The organism is Advenella sp. RU8, from assembly GCF_048381675.1.
Taxonomy (GTDB): Bacteria; Pseudomonadota; Gammaproteobacteria; order Burkholderiales; family Burkholderiaceae_B; genus Advenella.
The window spans coordinates 12372-36158 of sequence record NZ_JBLWIS010000008.1 but is presented as its reverse complement, the minus strand read 5'-3'; the positions used below and the strand labels follow the sequence as shown (position 1 = coordinate 36158).

The following is a 23787-nucleotide window of genomic DNA, read 5'->3' as shown; positions in this document are numbered from 1 at the left end:
AGGAGAAAGCGATGGATAATGGTTTTTACGCAACCTGGATTGCAGAATCAAAGGCACATCCTGGCATTACCGTTATTGAAGATGCCCGTATCCGCGGAGGCGACGCCAACTATCTTTACTCGGGAACCATACAGGCAACCACCCCCGAAGAAGTCGTTGCCAATCTCAAGATCAAGGCCTATAAAAGCCAGGCCAATGAAACCTTTGGCACACTCGATGACACCTTCGACCTGTCCCTGACCGGCATCAAAACCGACTCCGGTTTTGAAATGACCGGCTACTCACCCAGTGGCAAGGAAATCAAGATTGAAGCCACCAAAATAGCCAATATAGATTTATAGGCTTTCTGCCGATATTGCGGGCGGCCTGCTGTTAAAGCACCTGTCCACAAGCCACACCGGATGCCCAGGCCCACTGGAAATTATAACCACCCAGCCAACCTGTTACATCAACCACTTCACCTATAAAATGCAGGCCTGGCACTTTTTTGGATTGCATGGTTTTTTGGTCCAGCTCTGCGGTATCCACGCCCCCTTTCATGACTTCGGCTTTTTTATAACCGGCCGTACCGGTTGGTACTAATTGCCAGTCATGAATCAGGGCGGACAGTTCCCTTATTTTTTTATCGGGCATATCCGCCAAGCGCGTATCCGCAGCAATACCCATGTTCTCTAGCCAGCACTCTGCCAGCCGCTTGGGCCACAAGCTGCCCAGCACCGTCAGCAACTGCTGCCGGCTACCTGATTTTTTTTCAATCAAGCCGGACTCAAGATTCATTTCGGGTTGCAAATTAAGCATGATAGGACTGCCCGGCTCCCAATAACTGGAAATCTGCAAAATTGCCGGGCCTGACAGCCCTTTATGCGTAAACAGCAGGTCTTCATGGAACTTCTGTTTCGTTTTCCCGGTACCGGTCGCCACGACTGTTTCAAGAGAAACACCCGACAGTGTACTGAAACGCTGCCAGGTCTGGGCATCAAAGGTCAGGGGCACCAGTGCTGGTCGGGGTTCAACCACTTTCAGGCCAAATTGACGGGCGATTTTCATGCCATAATCGCTGGCACCCAGCTGTGGGATCGCCATCCCGCCAGTGGCCACCACCAGCTTTGCGGCACGAATGGTGCCTGCCGATGTTTGCAACACAAATGACTGGTCTTCCTGCCGGCTGATATCATTAACCGAGCAACCCATGCGCCAGGACACCTTGCCCTGCTCGCATTCGGCACGCAGAACGTGAATAATGTCTTCGCTGGAATGATCACAGAACAACTGCCCCTTATGCTTTTCATGCCAGGCAATCTTGTATTTTGCCAACAAAGCCAGGAAATCTTGCGGCGTATAGGCCGACAAGGCCGAACGGCAAAAGCGGGGGTTATTAGACAGGAATTGCAGGTACGTGGTGCCCAGATTGGTAAAATTACAGCGGCCACCGCCAGAGATGCGTATTTTTTCGGCCAGCTTGTTGGCATGGTCAATTAACACGACTTTCCGGCCACGCTGGCCAGCGACGGCGGCACACATCATGCCTGCCGCCCCTGCCCCTATAATGGCAACATCGAATGCAGCTGCGTTACTCATCAAGCTTCAGGCAATCCACATAAAAGCGAGTATTTCCATTTTCATCAACTTCGGTACCCAAGCCATGAATAAAGGTTTCAAAGCCGGGGAATTTCGCATTGAAGGAACGGGCAAACTGCAGATACTCCACAATGGTCCTGTTGAAGCGCTCACCCGGAATCAATAGTGGAATGCCAGGCGGGTAAGGTGTTAACAAAACACCTGTAACCCTTCCTTCCAGGTCATCAATAACCACCCTTTCAACATCCCGGTGTGCCATTTTGTCAAAGGCATCCGACGGTTTCAGCGCAGGCACCATATCACTTAGATACACCTCGGTGGTCAAACGGGCCACGTCATGATCGCGATAAGCCTCGTGGATCATCTGGCACAAATCACGCAGGCCCATGCGTTCATATTGCTTTTGATTATTGCAGAATTCAGGCATGATGCGCCACAGTGGCTGGTTGCGGTCATAATCGTCCTTGAACTGCTGCAAGGCCGTTAGCATGGTGTTCCAGCGCCCTTTGGTGATGCCAATGGTGAAAAGGATGAAGAAGGAATACAAGCCGGTTTTTTCAACCACAATACCGTGTTCGGCCAAATACTTGGAAACCAGTGAAGCCGGAATACCGTTTTCTTCAAAGCTGCCGTTAATGTTAAGCCCGGGGGTAATAATGGTGGCCTTGATCGGGTCAAGCATGTTGAAGCCTTCAGCCAGATCCCCAAAACCGTGCCATTCTTCGCCAGAACGCAGGAACCAGTCATCTTGCGTACCAATATCATCGGCCACCAGACGGTTGGGACCCCATACGCGGAACCACCAGTCATCTTTGCCGTATTCGGAAGCCACCTTGCGCATGGCACGACGGAAATCAAGCGCTTCCTTAATACTTTCTTCCACCAGGGCGGTTCCGCCAGGAGGCTCCATCATGGCAGCAGCCACGTCACAGGAAGCAATAATCGCATACTGGGGCGAGGTTGAGGTATGCATCAGATACGCTTCATTGAAAATATTGCGGTCCAATTTGCGGGTTTCGGACTCTTGCACCACAATTTGGGAGGCCTGTGAAATACCCGCCAACAGCTTATGGGTAGAGTGCGTGGCATAGACCATGGCATTCGTGCTGCGCGGACGTCCTTCACCAATGGCATGCATATTGTTGTAGAACTCATGGAAAGCCGCATGCGGCAGCCATGCTTCATCAAAATGCAGGTTTTCAACCATGTCACCCAATTTTTCCTTGATCATTTCAACGTTGTAAATAACACCGTCATAAGTACTTTGGGTAAGCGTCAGGATTTGTGGCTTTTTGTTAAGCGCATTGCGGGCAAACGGGTTGGCCTCTATTTTCTTGAGAATATTTTCAGGCTCGAATTCCTCAAGGGGAATGGGACCGATAATACCCAAGTGATTGCGAGTTGGACGCAAAAACACCGGAATGGCACCTGTCATGGTAATGGCATGCAAAATGGATTTATGACAGTTACGGTCAACCACCACCACGTCATTGGAAGCCACGTTGGCATGCCACACAACCTTATTGGAAGTAGAGGTACCATTCGTCACGAAAAAGCAGTGATCGGCATGAAAAATACGGGCCGCATTTTTTTCGGATTCGGCCACCGGACCGGTATGATCCAGCAATTGGCCCAGTTCTTCTACCGCATTGCAGACGTCGGCACGCAACATGTTTTCACCAAAAAACTGGTGAAACATCTGCCCTACCGGGCTTTTAAGGAAAGCAACCCCACCCGAGTGACCTGGGCAGTGCCAGGAATAAGAGCCATCCTGGGCATATTTGACCAGTTCACGGAAAAACGGTGGTGGCAGGCTGTCCTGATAGCTGCGCGCTTCGCGAATAATATGGCGTGCCACGAACTCGGGCGTATCCTCAAACATGTGAATGAAGCCATGCAATTCACGCAGAATGTCGTTGGGAATATGCTGGGAAGTCCGGGTTTCACCGTACAAATAAATAGGTATTTCAGCATTGCGAAAACGCAATTCACCAATAAACGACCGCAGGTTTTTAATCGCAAACGCCACGTCTTCGGGGGAATCCACGTCAAACTCTTCGTCGTCGATGGATAAAATAAACGCACTGGCCCGGCTTTGCTGTTGGGCAAACGAGCTAAGGTCACCATAACTGGTTACTGCCAGCACTTCCACACCTTCTGCCTTGATAGCATCGGCAAGGGCGCGCACACCAAACCCGGAAGCACTTTCCGAGCGAAAATCTTCGTCAATAATAACGATGGGAAAGCGAAACTTCATTGGAAACTCCTTCACTCACAATGTAGGTGAGCAACTATTATGTTCTTGGCAGTGTTACGCCCTGTTGACCCTGATATTTGCCGCCACGATCTTTGTATGAAGTCTCACATTCTTCATCGCTTTCCAGAAACAGCATTTGGGCACATCCTTCACCGGCATAAATTTTAGCCGGCAACGGGGTAGTATTTGAAAACTCAAGTGTCACATGACCTTCCCACTCAGGTTCGAGCGGAGTAACGTTGACAATGATGCCACAACGGGCATAAGTGCTTTTACCCAGACAGATAGTAAGCACATTACGGGGTATCCGGAAATACTCAACCGTACGGGCCAAGGCAAAGGAATTAGGCGGAATAATGCATACATCACCCACGAAATCAACGAATGATTTTTCATCGAATGATTTGGGATCAACAATCGTGGAATTGATATTGGTAAAAATCTTGAACTCGTTGGCACAACGCACGTCGTAACCGTAACTGCTGGTGCCATAACTGACGATTTTTTCACCATTTACCGAACGAACCTGCCCCGGTTCAAAGGGTTCGATCATGCCGGCAGCCGATGCTTCCCGGATCCAACGATCATTTTTTATGCTCATTGCCTTACTCTCAGTGAAATTACATAGGCCGGTTTCGGCGTTTTTTTCAAAACCGGATTCATAATTGAAAATAGAATTGTAGCCTTACCTGAAGATAGACAACCCTGATTTACCCTAATCCTTGAAAAAACGCCGGTAGACAAATTCTATCCCATTCGTCGTCCCAATTTTTGCATCAACTGTTAAATATTGCAGCAACTTATAACTGGCTTTGACGACCGTACCGGTTCCGGCCAAGGCCTGCTCCACACTGGCTGTAACCCCATTGCCAAACTTCTTGCTAGCCACAAAAAACTGGGTAGACAGGCTGCTTGAGGTATCAAAACCAAGGCCGGAAGCTACGGTATGTTCAGGCAGCACACTACCCGATTTACCCAGGTCTCCTGTTCGCACGGCAATATCATCAATACCCAACTGACGGTAAAAGGGTTCTCCGCCGCCCAAAATTGAAGTACCTACGGAAAACAGCAAGGCAATATCACCGCCATTGCTGTCCGGCCCACGGCCCATAATCAGCCAGGACAGTTTTTCAACCTCGCTGACATCTGGATAAGACACCAGCGTAATTCTTGGTTTTTTGGCCGTACCCACGACCCGCAGGCCGGCCTCCACCTCTTGGCCGGTCCGGATGGCCTCGATATCCAATACCGGATTTTCTATGTTGCCCTGAAAAGTAATGCGGCCACGACGGATCTGCAAACGCTGCCCATAAGCTTCGATTGCACCACCCCGGGTACGGAATGCCCCAACGGCAGTCAATCGGCCATCTCTTTGTACAATATTGAGGTCACCCACAAGACCCGAGTTCAGGCCCATGCCCACCAGATAAAACCGTGGGCCTAAATCAACCGTAAAGTCCAAGTCCAGGTTTGTAACCGCTTCGCTTGGCACGACTTCTTTTTGCCCAGGCTGAAGCACAATCACGTCACCATCCACAGACGGCACCGTCCCTAGAATATCAATACTGGCCCAGCCGGCATCGGCCGTCACCTTGCCAACAATATCAATATTAGGCAAATCGGCATCAATATCAACATTGCCACTTACCATGGCAAAACGATCGGCCCGTTGAATAATCGGGTAGTAGTCAAGCGCCACTTTCACACTACCTTTGCTGGTCACCAGGTTCCAGCGACCGGTAATATTCATGCTGCCGTTTTGAGCCGGCGGGTTTTCTTCAATCCATTGTTTGGTACGCCACTCGGTTGGCATCACCCTGATTACCGAAGGAAAACGCAGCGAATTGATCAAAAACTCGTTATTGCGGAAAGTGCCCCTAAGGGTACCATCTAGCAGGCGCACCCCATTGTCAATCTGCACAACCCTTACTTTATTGCCATTGAGCGTGCCTGAGGTTGACCATTGGCCAGAGGCAGTACTTTGCGCCATCATGTCAATGTTGATCTGTCCACCCAGATCAAGCAACTCTCCGGTAAAGGCCGAGAGCCAGGCGATATCATCTAGCCGGCCTTTAATGGCAACATTGGTGCCTCCCTTCAAGTCTGGCACCATGCCGTTCATCCGGCTATTGACACGAGCCGTCAATCTACCTTTTTCCCGGGTATCAACCAGCAAATCGGCCAATACCTGGCTTTGCGTTCCAGATACCGGATTGGCCCTCATGTTCAGGGACAATTGCGTCAAGCCCAAAGCGAGTGGATGCTGAAGGGGCACGACAAAATCGCCCCCTGTCCGCTTGAGGTTGGCCGTACCGGCCAGTGCTCCACCAAACTGGAAGTCCCAGTCGAAATCAAAAAACAGGTTCTGGTCTATCGGTGTTTTCTTGCGATTATCAACAATACCGCCATTGTTACCCTTGTTTTCTTCTGCAAGACCCAAGACATCTTGCATCTCCTTGACCAAGGAAGGATTAATCAAAAGTCGATTAATTGAACCCTTGCTAGCCCATTTGCCATCTTGACCACTAGCCCCCCCCTGATTGACAACCACCTCATGCTTACCCGGCAAGCCTATTTTCAATACGGAAGCGCCTAATTGCCACTCTGGCAGTCCACCCTCTCCGACCGGCAAGAACATGGCTTCCAGCGGTTTGTCCTGATTGGCCGAAAAACCAGCATGCGAAACCTGAAGTCGCTCAAGTGAGCCTTTCCAGCCATCAACCCCGACCGGCAAGACGCCCCAGAACCCTTTCAAACCCAGATCAAAGCTAACCGGTGCCTGGCCCAATTCGGTGGACTTGCCCTGTGAAAACGTGCCTTTAAGCCCAATCACATGGCTGGCCAGCGAACCATCCATATTGCCGTTCAAAACCAGACTGCCCGGCAAACCTGGCCAGAAATCTGAAAACCTTGGCGCATTCACGTCCAGCGACAGCTTGTCGGTAACATGCCCAAAAGCGCCTGATGATTTGATGGAATTGCCGCCCAGTGCCAGATTGATGTCCGCCTTGGGAATCGTATAAATATGCGGATCAATAATACCAACCGGCATACCCCCTGATGAGCCCAGTTCACGCAACAAGGAAACATCCAGCTTGCCCCCCAGTTTCTGGTTATTCCACTGGCTGCCTTCAGCAAAATCCCCCTTGACATGGGCATTCAACAAGCCCACTTCCGGAGACAGTTCTGCATCCAGTGCCAGTTTAGTGCTTAACACAGAGGGCGGAATAATGCCTTCAAGCCATTTGCCCAGTGCCAGCTTCTGCGCAGCCAATGAGCCCACGAAACGATAAGAACGGTTGACCTCATTTGGGGTAACGGCCATATCGGTCTGCAAGGCAGAACCATCTGGCAGGCTTATGCTGATTTTAGCATCATGCAAATAATAGGCAGACAGCATGTCGGCATTAATATTGGCACTCAGGCTTGATTTTTCTCCCTGGCCCGAAGCGGTCAGGTTGATGATATCGCCCGTTCCCGGGGTGCCCGGCTGCTGCGTTATGCTCAGGTTCAGCTCATGAAAATCAATCGGTACCGGTGTCGCAAAAGGCAGCATCCCCATGCCATTGGTTCGTTTAAGATTAAAGCTTCCCAGCAAGATCCGGTCAAATGCAAAATCCCAGTGGCTATCCAGGATGATTTCCTGGCGTTCATCCTTCTTTTTGCCATTGGTCACAAACAGTTTGTCTTTCAGGGTCGGGTCGAGTAATTGCCTTACCTGGTCAATCAGCGCAGGGCTGATAACCAAATCCTTGATGCCCCCCCTGGTTTGCCATTTCCCGTCACCGCCCTGGGCACCTTCCTGCAAAATCGAAACCCGATGATCATTGGGCAATTCCAGGCTTAAGGCCGATGGCCCAACTGTCCACTGGGTCTGACCACCCACCGGTGCGGGTACCAGTGACAACGACAGGGGTGAGGTTTGCAACAAGCGGATACCTGCATGCCGGGCATCCAGCACGTTAAGGGTTCCCGCCCAACTATTCTCATCTTTAACCCTGGCCCAGCGTCCATCCATCTCAAGATCGAGTGCTACCGGCGCCTTGCCAAGGCGGTTATCGGCGGCATCCGCATACATGGCCTGCAAGGCCAGTTTGTGATTTTGCAAATTACCATCCAGGACACCATTGAAATTAATGCTTCCCGGCAAGTCAGGCCAAAATGAAGCCAGTGTAGGGGCATTGACATTAAGGGCCAACTGGCTATGTTCTTCTCCAAAACCACCTGAACCTGCAATCCGGTTATTGCCCAGTACCAGATAAATATCGGTTTCTGACACACGCAGGTTTTCAAAATTGGCTTTGGCTGGCGGTTGCCCTGAAGCATCAACGGCCACCTGGGTGGACGGAAACAGGCCAGCGGTATTGATACGGGTTTTCAGATGCCCATCCAGAGGCTGCTTATTCCACTGGCTTGACGGCTTAAAACGTGCATCCAGCAGCACATTCTTGATTTCCTGTTGATTCAGCAGATCCACATCAACCCGGATCTCGCTATTCAACAAGGCCGGGGGAACCGCACCGGCCAGCAGTTTATCCAGTGCCAAATCTTGCATCTGCAAAGTTGTGCTGATTTTATCGGCGTGATTCTCACCCTGGTTTTCATGCACCTCGGTGTTCAGTTGCAAGCGGGAATTATCGGTCAGGCCAAGATTTACATAGCCATTCCGCAACGGAAAGGGTGAATCCAGCACAAGCCCCAAGTTCATTTCAAGGGAAGACTTGTTGCCCTGCCCGCTACCGGTAATGGTCATTAAGGCAGGTGCCTCAGGCTGGCGGGTTTCATGCACCCGAATCCCCAGGGTGTTGAAATCTAGCGGGATGGTCACATCCAATGGCAAGATGCTATCGCCCGCGGTTCGCAACAAATTAAGCGCACCGGACAATTCCAATCCTTGCTCGAAATTCCAGTTGCCGTCATAAACGACATCGGCAATTTGTTTGGTGTTTGCTGCCACCGGCTGTGCTTCTTCCCCACTGGCCAACGCCTGCTGGAGATCAGCAATTAATTGATGACTGATCGTCAGTTTAGAAAACGCGCCCTGCGTTTTCCAGCCTCGCTGACTGCCTTCGGACAACTGGTGATCCAGCAGGGCCTGCTTGCCCTTTAAGGCCAGCTTAAATTGTGAGGGGCCAGCAGACCATTGGGTTTGCTGGTCACGGGCATCCGGGGCAAGATAAACAGCCAGTTTGTCTTGCTGTTCAAGACGGATACCAGCATGTTTTACATTCAGGCCGGCAATATCGGCCTGCCAAACTGGCTGGCCCTGCTCATTTTGAAGCAGTGTGCCTTCCAGGCTGGTTTCAAAGTCAAGCGGTGCCTTGCCAAGCTGCTTAGTGTCTGTTTGGGCAAATGTGGCTTTCAGGAACGCACCATGCTTTGCCAGCGAACCGTTTAGCTCACCGTCAACAGTACCTTTGCCTTGCAAACCGGGCCATAGGCTTGCCAATTCAGGCAGATTGATATCCAGCAGCAAACGGCTGTCGGCATGACCGAAACCGCCGGTGGAACGGATTTTATTTTTGCCCTGTACCAAATCAATATGGGCATTATCGATATAGATGGCATCGACCGAGGACAAGTTCTTGAACTGGAGGTTTATGTCACCCGACAAGGCTTGCCGGTTCCAGCGACTGGCCGCATCTATCTTGCCCTGCAAATCTACCTGATGCAGCTTATCCAGGCCGTCCAGGTCGACCTTGAAACCGAAACGGGCCGTCAACAAGGACTCGGGTACGGCTCCGGCCAGCAATTGATGCAAGGCCAGCCGGTTACTCAGCAAACTGCCTTCAAGCCGGTCACTGCCTTCAACACCCTGCTTTTCTTTCAGCTCGGCATTGAGCAACAAAGAGGATCCGTTTTCAAGTGCCAATTTCAGATGTGCGCTTTCAAAGGGAACCGGTGCAAACAAGTTTAAGGTGGTATTGGCATCCAGGCTGACCCCTTGCCCATTACCATTGAGCGTAACACCCAGCCGCTCTGCCGAACCCTGCGCCTGCAGCTGCAGGTCAAAAACACATTGACTGCTATGCTGCCCCCGAAATATCGAAGTTGCCAAAAATCGCTCAAGGCAAATGGGCGAATCACGATTTTCGCTGGATGCCTTGGCTTGCAGACTCAATGCCAGTGGCCAGGGTGACTTGAGCTGGGTCATCTTGAGATTGCCGCTTAAGTCACTATTAACCAGGTCGTGGGCAATATGCACGCTGTCTATTTTGCCGCTGGCCTGTTCCTGGTTAACCAACAGATTGGTTAACCAAAAACCACTTAGCCCGATGGGCAAATGACTGCCATCAGCCTGCACAAGCGCAAACTTGCCAACGCGAATCGTATCCACCTCTATGGTTACGGGCAAGCCTGGCATGGTAAAAGGCCCGGTGTCAGTTTCAGGCTCGGGATTTTCCACCGGCAGCAGGCGGATATCCAGGTCACCCACTTCCATCTGCGTCACTTTCAAACGGCGGTTGAAGAGTTCCAGCCACTTTACCTGCACGCGGGCATTGGCAGCCACCACGCTGACTTCAGGCGTATCAATCACCAGCCGTTCCAGCTTAAGGCCACGCCAGATGGTCCCTTCAACCCCGGCGATTTCACCCCCCACCTGGGCCAGCACATTACGCAAGGTCCATTGACTGCCGGCCCCGGTACCCAAAGCCCAGAACAGAAAAGAGGCCAGCAGGAAAAACACCAGCAAAGGGGTCGTTTTCCACGTAAACATTTTTTTTGAATGCCTGCTGATCCTGCTCAAAATGCCACCCCTAAAGAAAAGTGCAATCTTAATTTCCGGTCACGTTGGCCCCAGGCCAAATCAAGCGACAAGGGCCCGGCTGGCGTATTGACAATGGCACCCACGCCATAGCCCACGGCAATTTTCATTTCCCGAAAAGAAGGTGCCGCATCCCCGGCATCAACAAACACGCTCATGCCAAAACGGTCATTAAAATAATGCATGTACTGGGCCCCCACTACCGCCAGCGAACGGGTGCCCACAATGGCATTACCCGTATCACGACCAAACTCATTGTATTTATAGCCCCGGATAGAGCGGGGACCTCCGGTTCGGTAGCCGAAGTCATCAGGGATCGGCGTGTTTTTTGAACCCAATACCTGTCCGGCTTCTGCCCGCAGCGTAAAGACATCTCTTTTACCTACTGGCCACCATTGCTGCACTCTTAAACCAACCCGGCCAAAGGTTTGCCGTTTATTTAGCGTCATACCAGCCCCCAGGCCCAGTACAATCAAATTGCCATCACGGGGGGCGTAGCGGTCATTAAGGTCACTTCGCAACAAGTCCCAGGTGCCCACCACGTTTGGCAAAGAATAACGGGCTTCGTTTTCACGCTTGATTGAATCATAAGCAAGCAGTACCCCCCAGTTGGACTCATAATTAACCCGACTTTCCGGATCCAGCTTGAACTCGCGCTTGCGTTTCCATCCCAGGCCAAAACGCGTTACCTCTTCATGCTGAATCTTTGAATGACGGGCAACCACCCCGACACTGTCCCGTGAACCGTCATAATTGGGGGGTAAAGTAAAATCAAGAAAGGCCCGCTGGCTATCAAAGTCGACACCGGCACCGGTTTCCATAATAACCGGCAGGCCCCAGACCACATTTTGCTTATACAGGCCCTCAACCCGGATACCACTCATGTCGTCCACGCCCAATGAACCGACCACAGAACTCGCCGGGCCCTCGGTTACCCTGACGGAGACCGGCAGTTCCACCTGCTCCATATCGTAGATTTCCGAACCTTCGGGGGTTTTAAGGGAAACGAATGCGCCTCTGAAAAAGTTGGTTGACTGCAACGCCTGCTGCCATTCATCCAGCTGATCCTGGGAATAGGGATCGCCAGGCTTATACCGCACATAACGACGCACCAGGCTTTCAGGAACCCGGCGCAAGCCAATGACTTCAATATTGCCCAGTTTGACTGCCGGGCCACTGTTTACCTCGGTGACCGTATCAACCAAGGAGGTTTCCGGGTTCACCACTGCCTGGGAATGCGTCATGCGGGCAAGGTAAAAATCCCGATCCTTGACGCCATCTAGCAAGACACTTTTTGAAGCACTCCAGCGTGCATTGATGAAATCGGACCCAACGGGCAAACCCCAGTTTTTCTTCAGGGCATCAACCCGCTGTGCATATTGGGCACCGGCAATGCTGCCGGAAAAACGGTTTTCCACCGATGCCACGGTAGACACTTTACCTGGCTCTATATAGATATCCCAGGTTTCACCGCCCACGTCTTCACCCACTTCAAGGGTAACCTTGGGGGCAAAATAACCTTGTGTGGCAAGGGCGGAAACGACCGCATCCCGCCCCCGGCTACGAATCCGCTCGGCTTCACCACCGTCCTGGTCATCGGCCAACCGCACCACGGCACTGATGGCATCATCAACACTTTTCAAAACCTCTGGACTTAAGCCGCTGGGATCAATCACAACCTCGGGCTTACCAGCCGCAAACGCCATTGAGGTGGCAGACAGGATTAGTGGTAGAAAAATGACGTGCAGGGCTTTAAAGTGCATCGAAATGAATGGTTAACAGGGTTGTATTACATATAATTTGGCTTCATAACGGTTTTACCACTACTGAGGGAAACTTGCCACTCATATCTACCGCCAAATCGGAAACCGCAATTGACAGTTTTCTTGCGATATGACGATATGACTTGGCTGCCTCACTGCCTGGATCAGACACCACCGTAGGTTTGCCCGAATCGGTTTGCTCACGCACCGCCAATGTAAGCGGCAGGCTACCCAACCATGGCACTTCCAGCTCTTCAGCCATTTTACGCCCGCCATCATGGCCAAACAAATGCTCGACATGGCCGCAATTTGAACAAACGTGCATGGACATGTTTTCAATCACACCCAAAATAGGCACATTAACCTTCTGGAACATCCGCAAACCTTTACGGGCATCAGCCAAGGCGATGTCTTGTGGCGTGGTAACAATAACCGCTCCCACCACCGGTACTTTCTGCGCCAGTGTCAGGGCGATATCACCGGTTCCGGGTGGCATGTCGACAATCAGGTAATCCAGATCGGGCCAATTGGTTTGTTTCAGCAATTGTTCAAGGGCCTGCGAAACCATGGGACCACGAAAAATGGCCGGGGCATCTTCGTCTATCAGGAAACCAATCGAGTTCACGGCAATACCGTGCCCTACGAGAGGCTCCATGCTTTTGCCGTCAAGCGAATCAGGCTTACCTGAAACACCCAGCATCAAAGGCTGGCTTGGACCATAGATATCAGCATCAAGGATACCTACTTTTGCACCCGCCTGTGACAAAGCCAGCGCCAAATTGACAGAAGTTGTACTTTTACCGACACCACCCTTGCCTGAAGCCACCGCAATAATATTTTTTATTGATGCAATTGGTTTCAGGCCCCCTTGAACTACATGGCTTTTGATACCATCTAGGTAATTGATTTGGGTTTGTGCTGCGCCGGCCCTGGCACAGGCGTCTTTTATCTGTTGCTCGATATTGCTTTTGTCTTCGGCGGGACAAAAACCCAGGAACAATTTGACCTCTACGGTATTGCCTTTGATTTCCAAGTCCCTTTCCTTGAATTTTTTTGCCAGGGACATGCCGGTAAGCGGATCCTGCACAGACTGCAGCTCGGAAAGAATAGTATTTATTTGTAAACTCATGGTTTCATCACTTTTAAACTTACTTGAGTAGAATGGTCAATCATACCGTTTTTATTACCGGCAGGTGAAGATAATCCTGCCACTATCATGGGGTTTCCATACATAATGAAAGATTTTCTAGACAGCACCCTGAAAAGCATTCTTTTTGTCATTCTGGCCATTGTCGGCCTATGCATGGCATTCATCTTCATGGCGTCAACCGCGATTGCCCTAGGCGTGATGTACGTTATTGCCCGCGTTCGCGGACAAGACTTTTCTGCCGGCCAATTCTGGACACAATCCCGCACCAAGGCACGCCAGACCCAAACCGATTTCCAGGAAAAATTCAACAAGCGCAAGTTTTCCACCACAACCAAAGACGTGACTGATGTTGAAATACGGGAAATAAAATAAAAAACCGTTTTTCACCCACACATTAAGGCGTAACAAGCCTGCTTGTGATTGCAAGCGGGCTTTTTCGTCTAAAATCATTCAACTGTTTAATTTTTCATTGTAATTGTTCATGACACGCACGATTTTTGTTACCACCGCACTCCCTTATGCCAATGGCTCATTTCACATTGGCCATATCATGGAATACATCCAGGCCGATATCTGGGTTCGCACCATGCGCATGTCGGGCCATACCGTTCATTTTGTCGGTGCCGATGACGCCCATGGCGCCCCCATCATGCTCAAGGCCGAAAAAGAAGGCATTAGCCCGGAACAACTCGTTGCACGCTATGCCAATGAACGCCCCACCTACCTGAACGGCTTCCACATTAAATTCGATCACTGGCACAGCACGCACAGCGAAGAAAACGTGCAGCTGTCCGGCGACATTTATAAAGCCCTGAAAGCGGCCGGTTTCATCAGCAGCAAAACCATTGAACAATTTTACGACCCGGTCAAGGGCATGTTCCTGCCAGACCGTTACATCAAGGGCGAATGCCCCAAATGCCATGCAAAAGACCAGTACGGTGACTCCTGTGAAGTCTGCAGTGCCGTTTACGCGCCCACAGAACTGATCAACCCGTACTCCACCCTGACCAATGCCACCCCGGTGTTGAAATCGTCCGAACACTTTTTCTTCAAGCTGTCAGACCCGCGCTGCGTGGAATTCCTGCAAGACTGGACCAACGGCACCAACGCCCGTGGCCAGAAACGCCTGCAAAACGAAGTGCTGGCAAAAACCCGTGAATGGCTTGGCAACGCCGAGGACAGCGAAAGCGAAAGCAACCTTAACGACTGGGACATTTCTCGCGATGCACCGTACTTTGGCATTGAAATCCCCGATGAACCCGGCAAATATTTTTATGTATGGCTGGACGCACCGGTTGGCTATCTGGCGTCATTAAAAGCCTATTGCAAAAAAGAAGGCCTTGATTATGACGCGCTGATCGACCCCAATGGCACCACCGAGCAGGTTCACTTCATTGGCAAGGACATTATTTACTTCCACGCCCTGTTCTGGCCTGCCACGCTCAAGTTTTCAGGCCGTAAAGTACCTGATTCCCTGTTTGTGCACGGCTTCATTACCGTCAGTGGCGAGAAAATGTCCAAAAGCCGTGGCACCGGTATTTCTCCTATCAAATATCTTGAACTGGGCATGAATGCAGAATGGATGCGCTACTACATTGCCGCCAAACTGAATGCCCGCGTTGAAGATATTGATTTCAACCCCGATGATTTCATTGCCCGTGTCAACAGCGACTTGATTGGCAAATACATTAACATTGCCAGCCGCGCCGCCAACTTTATCAGCAAACACTTTGATGGAAAACTGGCTTATCAGGGCGACATTGACGCATTCACCAAAGAAATCGCCGATGTGACCGAAACCGTTCGCCACGACTTCGAGGCCCGCGAATATGGCCGGGCCATCCGTACCCTGATGGCTTATGCCGACAAGGTCAACCAGGCCTTTGACAGTGCCCAGCCATGGGTCCTGGCCAAAGGCATCAGCACCGCCGAAGCCGCCCAAAAACAACACCTGCAAGACATCTGCTCACGCGCGATTGCCGGATTTAAGGCCCTGTCAGTCATGTTGACGCCCGTCTTGCCAGCACTTGCCAACCGAATTGCAACTGAACTTTTCGAACAAGGCAACGATTTCACCTGGAAAGACGCCACGCAATTGCCCCAGCACATCGCCACCTTCAAGCATTTGATGCAACGGGTTGACCCCCAAATGCTGGAAGACCTGTTTGAACCCCCTGCAGCCGAAGCCGTTATCCCCGGTGGCGAGCCAATTGCCGAGACCATCAAGATTGACGATTTCGCCAAGATTGACCTGCGCATTGCCAAAATTGTCAATTGCGAGCACGTAGAAGGCTCAACCAAACTGTTACGAATGACACTCGATGTAGGAGAAGGCCGTCACAGAAATGTTTTCTCGGGCATAAAAGAAGCATATAATCCAGAAGATCTGGTGGGTAAACTAACCGTCATGGTAGCCAACCTGGCTCCCCGCAAAATGAAATTTGGTATTTCTGAAGGTATGGTGCTTGCAGCCAGCCACGCTGACGAAAAAAACAACCCTGGCATTTATATCCTGGAGCCCTCGGAAGGCGCACAACCCGGTATGCGTATCCACTAAACCAATACAGGCAAGATCAACTTATCTCGCAACAGGAAACACATATGGACGGAGTCTGGCGGCAACAAGCCAAAAAGATCAGCAGTATCGTTAAAACAGCAGGCCCGTTCATGTTCCTCAAGGAGCTGATCAACCAACCGAAGTTTACCGGTGCCATTTGCCCCAGCTCCAAAAAGCTGGCACGGCAAATGGCCAAACACATCCCCTTGGACAATGATGGCATCGTCATCGAATTGGGCGGAGGAACTGGCGTCATCACACAGGCTATCCTGGATCACGGCATTTCCCCCGACAAACTTTATGTGATTGAGTTTTCCCCCACCTTCGCCCATCATTTAAAAACCCGCTTTCCCCATATCACCGTTATCAATGGCAATGCTGCCCATCTGGATACACTTATTCCGCATGGTGCAAAAATCAATGCCGTGGTTTCCAGCCTTCCCCTGATTTCCCTGCCGCCTGATACCTGTTATGAAATTCTGCAGCAATGGCACACCCTTTTAAAAGGGCAAGGCCTAGCCATTCAATTTACCTACAACCTGCGTTCGCCACTCTGGAAAACCCATATCCAGGCCAGCCAGTTTCACAGCGAAATCGTCTGGGGTAACATTCCCCCTGCAAAAATCATGACATTTAAGTTTTAGTACGCATATCGTCAACTTGTTGGCCTGTATCAAATACAATTACGGCTTAACGAGTGAAATTGACATGAGTACTGAAAATAAAAACCCCGAACCGGTTGCCGAAGGCACCGAAAAGCCCGAACAACAATTCGGGCACATCAAAAGCTTTGTACACCGCCGCTCACATATGACGCCAGGCCAAAAACTGGCCATCGAGCAGTTGATGGACAAATGGTCAATCGCCTATCAGCCACTATGCCTGAACTATGAAAAAGTCTTTGGCAGGCAAGCGCCCACCATCCTTGAGATTGGTTTTGGCATGGGTGAAACCACTGAAAAAATTGCCCTGGCCCGCCACGAAGAAAACTTTTTGGGCGTTGAAGTCTTCAATGCCGGCGTCGGCGCCATGCTCAAACGCATTGAAACATCATCACTGAACAACGTGCGCATCATTCAGCACGATGCAGTGGAAGTGGTCAAGAACATGCTGCCGGCAAACAGCCTAGCTGGCGTACATATCTATTTCCCCGATCCCTGGCCCAAAAAACGGCATCACAAGCGTCGCCTGATCCAGCCCGAATTCGTGCAACTGCTCGTTAGCCGACTGCAACCAGGCGGCTATATTCATTGCGCCACCGACTGGGAAAACTACGCCGAACAAATGCTTGAAGTATTGTCAGGCAACCCCGAGCTGGAAAACACGGCCCAGGATTACGCACCCAAGCCCGACTATCGCCCGCAAACCAAATTTGAAACCCGTGGCCTGCGCCTTGGTCATGGCGTATGGGACCTGGTCTTCAAAAAGAAAAAGGATTAATGCATATGTACCCCCCCATCGAACCCTATCAAACCGGTTTTCTGGAAACCGCTGATGGCCATCAGGTTTACTGGGAGCTTTGTGGCAACCCACAAGGCAAACCAGCCGTTTTCCTGCACGGTGGACCGGGTTCGGGGTGTGGTGCCCAGCATCGCCAGCTATTTGATCCGGCCAAATACAATGTCCTGCTATTTGACCAGCGCGGTTGCGGTCGTTCACGTCCGCACGCTTGTCTGGACAACAATACCACTGCACACCTTATTGAAGACATGGAACGCCTGCGCAGCGAAATTATGGGCGCAGAAAAATGGCTGGTCTTCGGTGGTTCATGGGGCTCTACCCTGTCCCTGGCCTATGCGCAGGCACACCCTAACCGGGTTAGTGAATTGATTGTGCGGGGCATTTTTACCGTCCGCAAGGAAGAGTTGCGCTGGTTCTACCAGGAAGGCGCCTCGTGGCTGTTCCCCGACTACTGGGAAGACTACCTGGCCCCCATTCCAGCCGAAGAGCAGGACAACCTGATTGCCGCCTATCACAAGCGGCTGACCGGCAACAATTACGAAGAAAAAATCAGGGCAGCCCGTGCCTGGAGCCAGTGGGAAGGCCGAACCATCAGCCTGCTGCTGGATGAAGCACATGTCAGCAGCCATATTGAAGACCATTTTGCCATTGCCTTTGCCCGCATCGAAAATCATTATTTTTCGAATGGCGGCTTCATGAAAGAAAACCAGCTGCTTGATAACGCCCACAAACTGCACGGCATTCCGGGCATTATCATTCAGGGGCGCTACGATGCCTGCACCCCGGCCAAAACCGCCTGGGAACTGCACAAGGCATGGCCACAGGCCGAATTCCAGATCATTGCCGATGCCGGTCATGCCTTCAATGAGCCAGGGATTTTAAAAGCCCTGATTGCCGCCACCAACAAATTTGCCGATTCAATATAAGAACAATGTCCGCCCGTCACAAGGCGGACATTTTTTTGCCTTACTTCTTGAACCCGCCAAAACCACCCATGCCCATGTTTTTCAGGCCCTTGAGCCCACCCATGGCGCGCATCATTTTACCCATGCCACCTTTCTTGAACTGCTTCATCATGCCCTGCATTTGCTCAAACTGCTTAAGCAACTTGTTCACTTCCTGAACCGGCACACCCGCACCCATGGCAATACGACGCTTGCGTGAAGCCTTCAGCAACTCGGGCTTGGCTCGTTCCTGAGGGGTCATCGAGTTAAGGATGCCTTCAGTGCGACGCAATTGTTTTTCAGCCTGCCCGCCTTGCAACTGGCTAGCCGCTTGGGCGAACTGCGCAGGCAGCTTTTCAAGCAGGGAACCCATGTCACCCATTTTCTTGACCTGCTGCAGCTGATCACGGAAATCATTCAGGTCGAAGCGGTCTCCCGACTTGATCTTGGTTGCCAGTTTCTGGGCTTCGGCAATATCAATATTGCGCTGGGCCTGTTCAACCAAAGAAACAATATCGCCCATACCCAGCACCCGCTGAGCCATACGCTCGGGGTGGAAAGGTTCAAGGCCGTCGAGTTTTTCGGAAACCCCAATAAACTTCAGGGGCTTGCCGGTAATATGCCGCACCGACAGGGCCGCACCACCCCGGGCATCACCGTCAAGCTTGGTCATGACCACACCGGTTAATGGCAAGGCTTCCGAGAAGGCCTTGGCAACATTCACCGCATCCTGACCCTGCATGGCATCAACCACAAACAGGGTTTCAATCGGCTTGAGCACCTCATGCAGCATGCTGATTTCGGCCATCATGGCCTCATCAATACCCAATCGGCCGGCCGTATCCACCAGCAATACATCGTAATGGTGGCGTTTTGCATGATCTACCGCTGCCAAGGCAATATCACGCGGTTTCTGGCTGGCATCAGACGGAAAGAAATCCACCCCAACCTGGGCGGCAACCGTTTTCAACTGTTCAATCGCGGCTGGCCGGTAAACGTCGGCACTAACGACCAGCACTTTTTTACGCCCAGCCTTGCGACCGTTTTGCAACAAATCGCCCGCGCTGATTATCTTGGCCAACTTACCTGTGGTGGTGGTTTTACCAGCACCTTGCAAACCTGCCATTAACACAACAGCCGGTGGCTGGGTAGCCAGCGACAGCTCGGATGCCAGAGGACCAAGGTCTCCACCCATGAGGGCGGTCAGTTCTTTGTGAACCACACCCACCAGGGCCTGCCCGGGACTCAGGCTTCCGGCCACCTCTTCACCCAGCGCATTTTCCTTGACTCTGGCGACAAACTCACGCACTACGGGCAAAGATACATCGGCCTCGAGTAATGCTAGGCGCACTTCGCGCAGCATTTCCTGCGTATTGGCTTCGGTCAGGCGGGCCTCTCCCCGGATGGTCTTCATGACCCGGGACAAACGATTAGTTAAATTATCGAACATGAATTTTGCACTTTAATAAATGAACTACCAGGATTAGAGGCTATACTTAGATGTTAATATGTCAATAACCTAACCCCTACAATCAAGATATCAGTTTATGTCAGCTGACATTGTATTGCACTCTCTGGCCGCATTGGCCTATCTTTTGCTTAGCCTGTCAATTTGGCGCCCCATTGTGCAACAAAAAACCATCACCGAAACCGGTTCAATCCGTCGTATATGTGTTTTTTCCGCCTTGGTGTTACACGGTATTGCCGTGAACTGGGCCATCGTGCACGCAGACCATATCAGGCTGAACTGGTCCCTGGGCCTGTCCATTACCATCTGGCTAGGCATGATTGTCTTCTGGATAGAAAGCAGGATAAACAAAATAGACGGCCTGCTTTTGCTGCTGCTGCCCATTGCCACCCTTATCTGCCTGCTGGCAGCCCTGTTCCCGTCGGGTTCAAACAGCCTGATCATTCCGTCACAAACCTATTTGTTCAAAATCCATTTCCTGATCTCGCTGTTTGCCTATAGCCTGATTGCGATTGCGGCCATCCAGGCATTCATCATGACTGCCCTGGATCAATACCTGCACAAGCCAGTCAATTTTCAGGAAAACCCCTCGCTGTCGGCCCGTATCCTCGAAGCCCAGCCACCACTCCTGCAGCAAGAACGCATCCTGTTCAAACTGATCTGGATTGGTTTTGGCACCCTTAGCCTGTCGATTGTGACCGGCATCATGGTTTCTCTTAACAAAACCGGCCAATTCCTGCCCATGGATCACAAAACGATCTTCACCCTGCTTTCATGGCTGGTCTTCAGCATCCTGCTGGCAGGAAGAAGCATTTGGGGCTGGCGCGGCAGACTGGCCCTGCGCTGGACGCTCACCGGTTTTGCCCTGCTCATGCTGGCTTATACCGGCACCCGCTTTATTTTTGACGTCATTCTAAACAAGGGTATCTGATGAGGTTTTTTCTCTTTATCGTCCTGATCATTATCCTGATGCTGGCCATCCGCATGTTTGCAGGACGTATTCAGGCCATCTTCAAAAACAGGCAGTCACCCTCTCACCAGCCACCGGCAACCCGGCAAAACCAGGCCAGTGAATCCATGGTGCAATGTGCCCATTGCCATATTCACCTGCCCCGCTCGGAAGCCCTTCTTAAAGACGGCAAAACCTGGTGCAGTGAAGAACATGCCCGGCTGGGCCAGAAATAATGGCCATTCCCTTTTTACAACTGGATCGCCATGGATGGTTGAAACCGGCGGAAAAAATCCGCCTTGTGCCTTCCCTCAACTTTGACCAACGCCATCAAAACGAAACCGTTTCTTTGCTGGTCATCCATAATATCAGCCTGCCACCTTACCAGTATGGCGGCCCCTACATAGAGCAGCTTTTCACCAACTGCCTGAACCCAAACGAACATCCTTTCTTCGAACAAATAAAGCACCTGCGGGTCTCGGCGCATTTTTTAATCCGCCGCAATGGGGAAATCATCCAGTTTGTCAGCACCGAGAACCGTGCCTGGCATGCCGGAGTATCCAGCTTTAACGGCCGTGAAAAGTGCAATGACTTTTCTATCGGCATCGAGCTTGAAGGCTGTGACTTTGAACCCTTCATGCCCGAGCAATACGAAACCCTGAGCCAGCTAAGCAAAGTACTTAAGGCACGCTACACCTTAAGGGCAGTTCGCGGCCATGAGCACATTGCGCCCATCCGGAAAACAGACCCTGGCCCGTATTTTGACTGGAAAAAATATCAAAAAGAAAGTGGCTGGACCCAACGGGAAATGCCCGAACCCCGATAAATACCGGAGCCGGGCATTTGCGTCATGCCTGCATTAAACAACGATTAAGCAGACTTCAATAACAAGGCATTCATGCGCTTGACAAACGCTGCCGGGTTGGCAATCTGCGCGCCTTCGGCGAGCATGGCCTGATCCAGCAACACATTGGCCCAATCTTCAAACTCCTCGCCTTCGGCTGCCTGAATACGGGCAATCATGGCATGCTCGGGGTTGATTTCAAGCGTCGGTTTGAAATCAGGGGTTTCCTGACCAGCTGCCTTCAGCATGCGCAGCAAATGGGGGCTTAACTCATTTTGACCCACAACCACGCAAGCCGGCGAATCAACCAGACGCAAGGTCACATTAACGTCCTTGACCTTGTCTTTTAAGGTTTCTTTCAATCGCTCAACCAATGGCTTGAAGGACTCGGTGACCTCTTCCTGCTTTTTCTTTTCCTCTTCATCAGCCAGGCTGGCCAGATCAAGGCCACCCTTGGACACCGATACCAGTTGCTTGCCCTCAAACTCGCGGAAATGAGACATCATCCACTCATCAACACGCTCGGACAACAGCAGGACCTCTATGCCTTTCTTGCGGAAAATCTCAAGGTGCGGACTGTTCTTGGCCGCATTGAAAGAATCAGCCACCACATAGTAAATCCGGTCCTGCCCTTCTTTCATGCGGGAAATATAATCCGCCAGGGAAACATTCTGCAAGGGCTCGTTGCTATGGGTTGATGCAAAACGCATCAACTTGGCAATACGCTCCAGATTGGACGGGTCTTCACCAGTACCTTCCTTAAGCACCTGGCCAAATTCCGTCCAGAAGATGGCGTAATCGTCAGGCTTGTTCTCGGCCATGTTTTCCAGCAGGGACAGGATGCGCTTGACAGAACCTTCGCGAATAGAACGAACATCGCGGCTTTCCTGCAGGATTTCGCGGGAAACATTAAGCGGCAGATCAGAGGAATCAATCACGCCACGTACAAAACGCAGGTAAGACGGCAGCAGCTGCTCGGCCTCGTCCATAATAAACACACGTTTCACATATAATTTTACGCCACGCTTGCCATCACGGTCCCACAGGTCAAACGGTGCACGCTTGGGAATGTACAGCAGCTGGGTATATTCGCTACGGCCTTCCACACGGTTATGGGTCCAGGCCAGCGGATCTTCATAATCATGGCTGACATGCTTGTAGAACTCTTTATACTGCTCGTCGGTAATGTCAGACTTGTTGCGGGTCCACAGGGCATTGGCCTGGTTAACGGTTTCCCACTCGTCTTTCTTGACCATTTCGCTTTTTTCTTCATCATATTCTTCTTTCTGCATTAATACCGGCAGGGAAATATGATCGGAATAACGGCGCAAGATCTCGCTTAACTTCCAATGGCTAAGGAACTCATCTTCATCGGCACGCAGGTGCAGAGTGATATCGGTACCGCGTGATTCCTTTTCAATGGTTGCAATGGTGAAATCGCCCTGTCCTTCGGACGTCCAGCGTATCGCTTCATTGGTAGCCACACCTGCACGGCGGCTTTCAACCGTGACCTTGTCGGCAACGATAAATGAAGAATAAAAACCCACGCCAAACTGACCGATAAGCTGGGCGTCTTTTTGCTTATCACCACTTAATTGAGAGAAAAATTCTTTCGTGCCAGAACGGGCAATCGTACCCAGGTTGGCCACCGCCTCTTCTTTACTTAGGCCAATGCCATTATCGGAAATAGTAATGGTACGGGCATTTTTGTCATAGCTGACCTTGATTTGCAAATCGGCCCCACCTTCCAGCAAAGAAGGGTTATCAATGGCTTCAAAACGCAGCTTGTCGCAGGCATCCGAGGCATTGGAAACCAGTTCCCGCAAGAAAATTTCCTTGTTGCTGTACAGGGAATGAATCATTAAATGCAGTAATTGCTTGACTTCTGCTTGAAAGCCCATGGTTTGTGGGCCGGTTTGAACAGTTGCTTCTTCTTGACTCATAATTGGCTAAATAATAAAAATTGGAGGGAATGAAGACAGGCAAGGCCTGAACTCTTTTAAACCAGATGGGGACAATCCGGGTTTATTCAAGGGCTCAAAAAATTTCA

Annotated in this window: 17 protein-coding genes; 9 read left to right on the top strand and 8 right to left on the bottom strand. The window is 51.1% G+C overall.

The genetic code is table 11. The features are described from left to right. Positions 1–11 precede the first annotated feature (11 nt). A complete protein-coding gene (locus ACM5Q9_RS10570) occupies positions 12–341 on the top strand; it encodes a GrlR family regulatory protein (RefSeq protein WP_418144701.1) in 330 nt (109 codons plus the stop codon). Between the two features lie 31 nt (positions 342–372). On the opposite strand, the gene ACM5Q9_RS10565 is transcribed toward ACM5Q9_RS10570, so the two are convergent. From ACM5Q9_RS10565 to apbC, 6 genes are all read right to left on the bottom strand, one after another. Continuing rightward, complete coding sequence (locus tag ACM5Q9_RS10565) at positions 373–1578, bottom strand: NAD(P)/FAD-dependent oxidoreductase (protein ID WP_418144700.1); 1206 nt, start codon at positions 1576–1578, stop codon at positions 373–375. Further along, positions 1571–3835: an Orn/Lys/Arg decarboxylase N-terminal domain-containing protein gene (locus ACM5Q9_RS10560; RefSeq protein WP_418144699.1), complete on the bottom strand. Its 2265-nt coding sequence runs from the start codon at positions 3833–3835 to the stop codon at positions 1571–1573. The genes ACM5Q9_RS10565 and ACM5Q9_RS10560 overlap by 8 nt, the downstream gene beginning before the upstream one ends. Positions 3836–3872: 37 nt before the next feature. Next, positions 3873–4436 carry a dCTP deaminase gene (gene dcd / locus ACM5Q9_RS10555; RefSeq protein WP_169295489.1) on the bottom strand — a complete coding sequence of 188 codons (564 nt, stop codon included), beginning with the start codon at positions 4434–4436 and terminating at the stop codon, positions 3873–3875. 114 nt (positions 4437–4550) lie between these two features. Then, complete coding sequence (locus ACM5Q9_RS10550; RefSeq protein ID WP_418144698.1) at positions 4551–10553, bottom strand: translocation/assembly module TamB domain-containing protein; 6003 nt, start codon at positions 10551–10553, stop codon at positions 4551–4553. Positions 10554–10579: 26 nt separating this feature from the next. Then, positions 10580–12364: an autotransporter assembly complex protein TamA gene (locus ACM5Q9_RS10545; RefSeq protein WP_418144697.1), complete on the bottom strand. Its 1785-nt coding sequence runs from the start codon at positions 12362–12364 to the stop codon at positions 10580–10582. 43 nt (positions 12365–12407) lie between these two features. Next, positions 12408–13493, bottom strand: coding sequence for an iron-sulfur cluster carrier protein ApbC (apbC, locus tag ACM5Q9_RS10540; protein ID WP_418144696.1), 1086 nt, complete (start codon positions 13491–13493; stop codon positions 12408–12410). 105 nt (positions 13494–13598) lie between these two features. On the opposite strand from apbC, the gene ACM5Q9_RS10535 reads away from it, so the two are divergent. The 5 genes from ACM5Q9_RS10535 (at position 13599) to pip (ending at position 18458) form a co-directional block, all read left to right on the top strand. Then, positions 13599–13886, top strand: a complete 288-nt coding sequence (locus ACM5Q9_RS10535) for a hypothetical protein (RefSeq protein ID WP_418144695.1) — start codon at positions 13599–13601, stop codon at positions 13884–13886. Between the two features lie 109 nt (positions 13887–13995). Beyond that, complete coding sequence (gene metG / locus ACM5Q9_RS10530) at positions 13996–16071, top strand: methionine--tRNA ligase (protein WP_418144694.1); 2076 nt, start codon at positions 13996–13998, stop codon at positions 16069–16071. 44 nt (positions 16072–16115) lie between these two features. Then, complete coding sequence (locus ACM5Q9_RS10525) at positions 16116–16715, top strand: class I SAM-dependent methyltransferase (RefSeq protein ID WP_418144693.1); 600 nt, start codon at positions 16116–16118, stop codon at positions 16713–16715. Positions 16716–16779: 64 nt separating this feature from the next. Next, complete coding sequence (gene trmB / locus ACM5Q9_RS10520; protein ID WP_418144692.1) at positions 16780–17511, top strand: tRNA (guanosine(46)-N7)-methyltransferase TrmB; 732 nt, start codon at positions 16780–16782, stop codon at positions 17509–17511. A 5-nt stretch (positions 17512–17516) separates the two neighbouring features. Further along, the gene (gene pip, locus ACM5Q9_RS10515) at positions 17517–18458 is read left to right on the top strand and encodes a prolyl aminopeptidase (RefSeq protein ID WP_418144691.1); all 942 of its coding nucleotides are present in this window, start codon (positions 17517–17519) and stop codon (positions 18456–18458) included. 40 nt (positions 18459–18498) lie between these two features. Here pip and ffh read toward each other — a convergent pair whose 3' ends face one another. Continuing rightward, positions 18499–19926 (bottom strand): signal recognition particle protein, encoded by a 1428-nt coding sequence (gene ffh / locus ACM5Q9_RS10510; protein ID WP_418144690.1) that lies wholly within the window; start codon positions 19924–19926, stop codon positions 18499–18501. Between the two features lie 97 nt (positions 19927–20023). Between ffh and ACM5Q9_RS10505 the strand changes: the two genes are divergently transcribed. Genes ACM5Q9_RS10505 through ampD form a run of 3 tightly spaced genes read left to right on the top strand, consistent with a single transcriptional unit; the run spans position 20024 to position 21719 of the window. Next, positions 20024–20875, top strand: a complete 852-nt coding sequence (locus tag ACM5Q9_RS10505) for a cytochrome C assembly family protein (protein WP_418144689.1) — start codon at positions 20024–20026, stop codon at positions 20873–20875. Beyond that, on the top strand, positions 20875–21129 hold the full coding sequence (locus ACM5Q9_RS10500) for a PP0621 family protein (protein WP_418144688.1): 255 nt from the start codon (positions 20875–20877) through the stop codon (positions 21127–21129). The genes ACM5Q9_RS10505 and ACM5Q9_RS10500 overlap by 1 nt, the downstream gene beginning before the upstream one ends. Next, positions 21129–21719, top strand: coding sequence for a 1,6-anhydro-N-acetylmuramyl-L-alanine amidase AmpD (gene ampD / locus ACM5Q9_RS10495; protein WP_418144687.1), 591 nt, complete (start codon positions 21129–21131; stop codon positions 21717–21719). The genes ACM5Q9_RS10500 and ampD overlap by 1 nt, the downstream gene beginning before the upstream one ends. Positions 21720–21763: 44 nt before the next feature. On the opposite strand, the gene htpG is transcribed toward ampD, so the two are convergent. Then, positions 21764–23680: a molecular chaperone HtpG gene (htpG, locus tag ACM5Q9_RS10490; RefSeq protein WP_418144686.1), complete on the bottom strand. Its 1917-nt coding sequence runs from the start codon at positions 23678–23680 to the stop codon at positions 21764–21766. Positions 23681–23787: the final 107 nt, after the last annotated feature.

Bases quoted from the DNA above. Each gene is read 5' to 3' on its own strand.
- ACM5Q9_RS10570 (WP_418144701.1), top strand. From the start codon at position 12: ATGGATAATGGTTTTTACGCAACCTGGATTGCAGAATCAAAGGCACAT.
- ACM5Q9_RS10565 (WP_418144700.1), bottom strand. From the start codon at position 1,578: ATGAGTAACGCAGCTGCATTCGATGTTGCCATTATAGGGGCAGGGGCG.
- ACM5Q9_RS10560 (WP_418144699.1), bottom strand. From the start codon at position 3,835: ATGAAGTTTCGCTTTCCCATCGTTATTATTGACGAAGATTTTCGCTCG.
- dcd (WP_169295489.1), bottom strand. From the start codon at position 4,436: ATGAGCATAAAAAATGATCGTTGGATCCGGGAAGCATCGGCTGCCGGC.
- ACM5Q9_RS10550 (WP_418144698.1), bottom strand. From the start codon at position 10,553: ATGTTTACGTGGAAAACGACCCCTTTGCTGGTGTTTTTCCTGCTGGCC.
- ACM5Q9_RS10545 (WP_418144697.1), bottom strand. From the start codon at position 12,364: ATGCACTTTAAAGCCCTGCACGTCATTTTTCTACCACTAATCCTGTCT.
- apbC (WP_418144696.1), bottom strand. From the start codon at position 13,493: ATGAGTTTACAAATAAATACTATTCTTTCCGAGCTGCAGTCTGTGCAG.
- ACM5Q9_RS10535 (WP_418144695.1), top strand. From the start codon at position 13,599: ATGAAAGATTTTCTAGACAGCACCCTGAAAAGCATTCTTTTTGTCATT.
- metG (WP_418144694.1), top strand. From the start codon at position 13,996: ATGACACGCACGATTTTTGTTACCACCGCACTCCCTTATGCCAATGGC.
- ACM5Q9_RS10525 (WP_418144693.1), top strand. From the start codon at position 16,116: ATGGACGGAGTCTGGCGGCAACAAGCCAAAAAGATCAGCAGTATCGTT.
- trmB (WP_418144692.1), top strand. From the start codon at position 16,780: ATGAGTACTGAAAATAAAAACCCCGAACCGGTTGCCGAAGGCACCGAA.
- pip (WP_418144691.1), top strand. From the start codon at position 17,517: ATGTACCCCCCCATCGAACCCTATCAAACCGGTTTTCTGGAAACCGCT.
- ffh (WP_418144690.1), bottom strand. From the start codon at position 19,926: ATGTTCGATAATTTAACTAATCGTTTGTCCCGGGTCATGAAGACCATC.
- ACM5Q9_RS10505 (WP_418144689.1), top strand. From the start codon at position 20,024: ATGTCAGCTGACATTGTATTGCACTCTCTGGCCGCATTGGCCTATCTT.
- ACM5Q9_RS10500 (WP_418144688.1), top strand. From the start codon at position 20,875: ATGAGGTTTTTTCTCTTTATCGTCCTGATCATTATCCTGATGCTGGCC.
- ampD (WP_418144687.1), top strand. From the start codon at position 21,129: ATGGCCATTCCCTTTTTACAACTGGATCGCCATGGATGGTTGAAACCG.
- htpG (WP_418144686.1), bottom strand. From the start codon at position 23,680: ATGAGTCAAGAAGAAGCAACTGTTCAAACCGGCCCACAAACCATGGGC.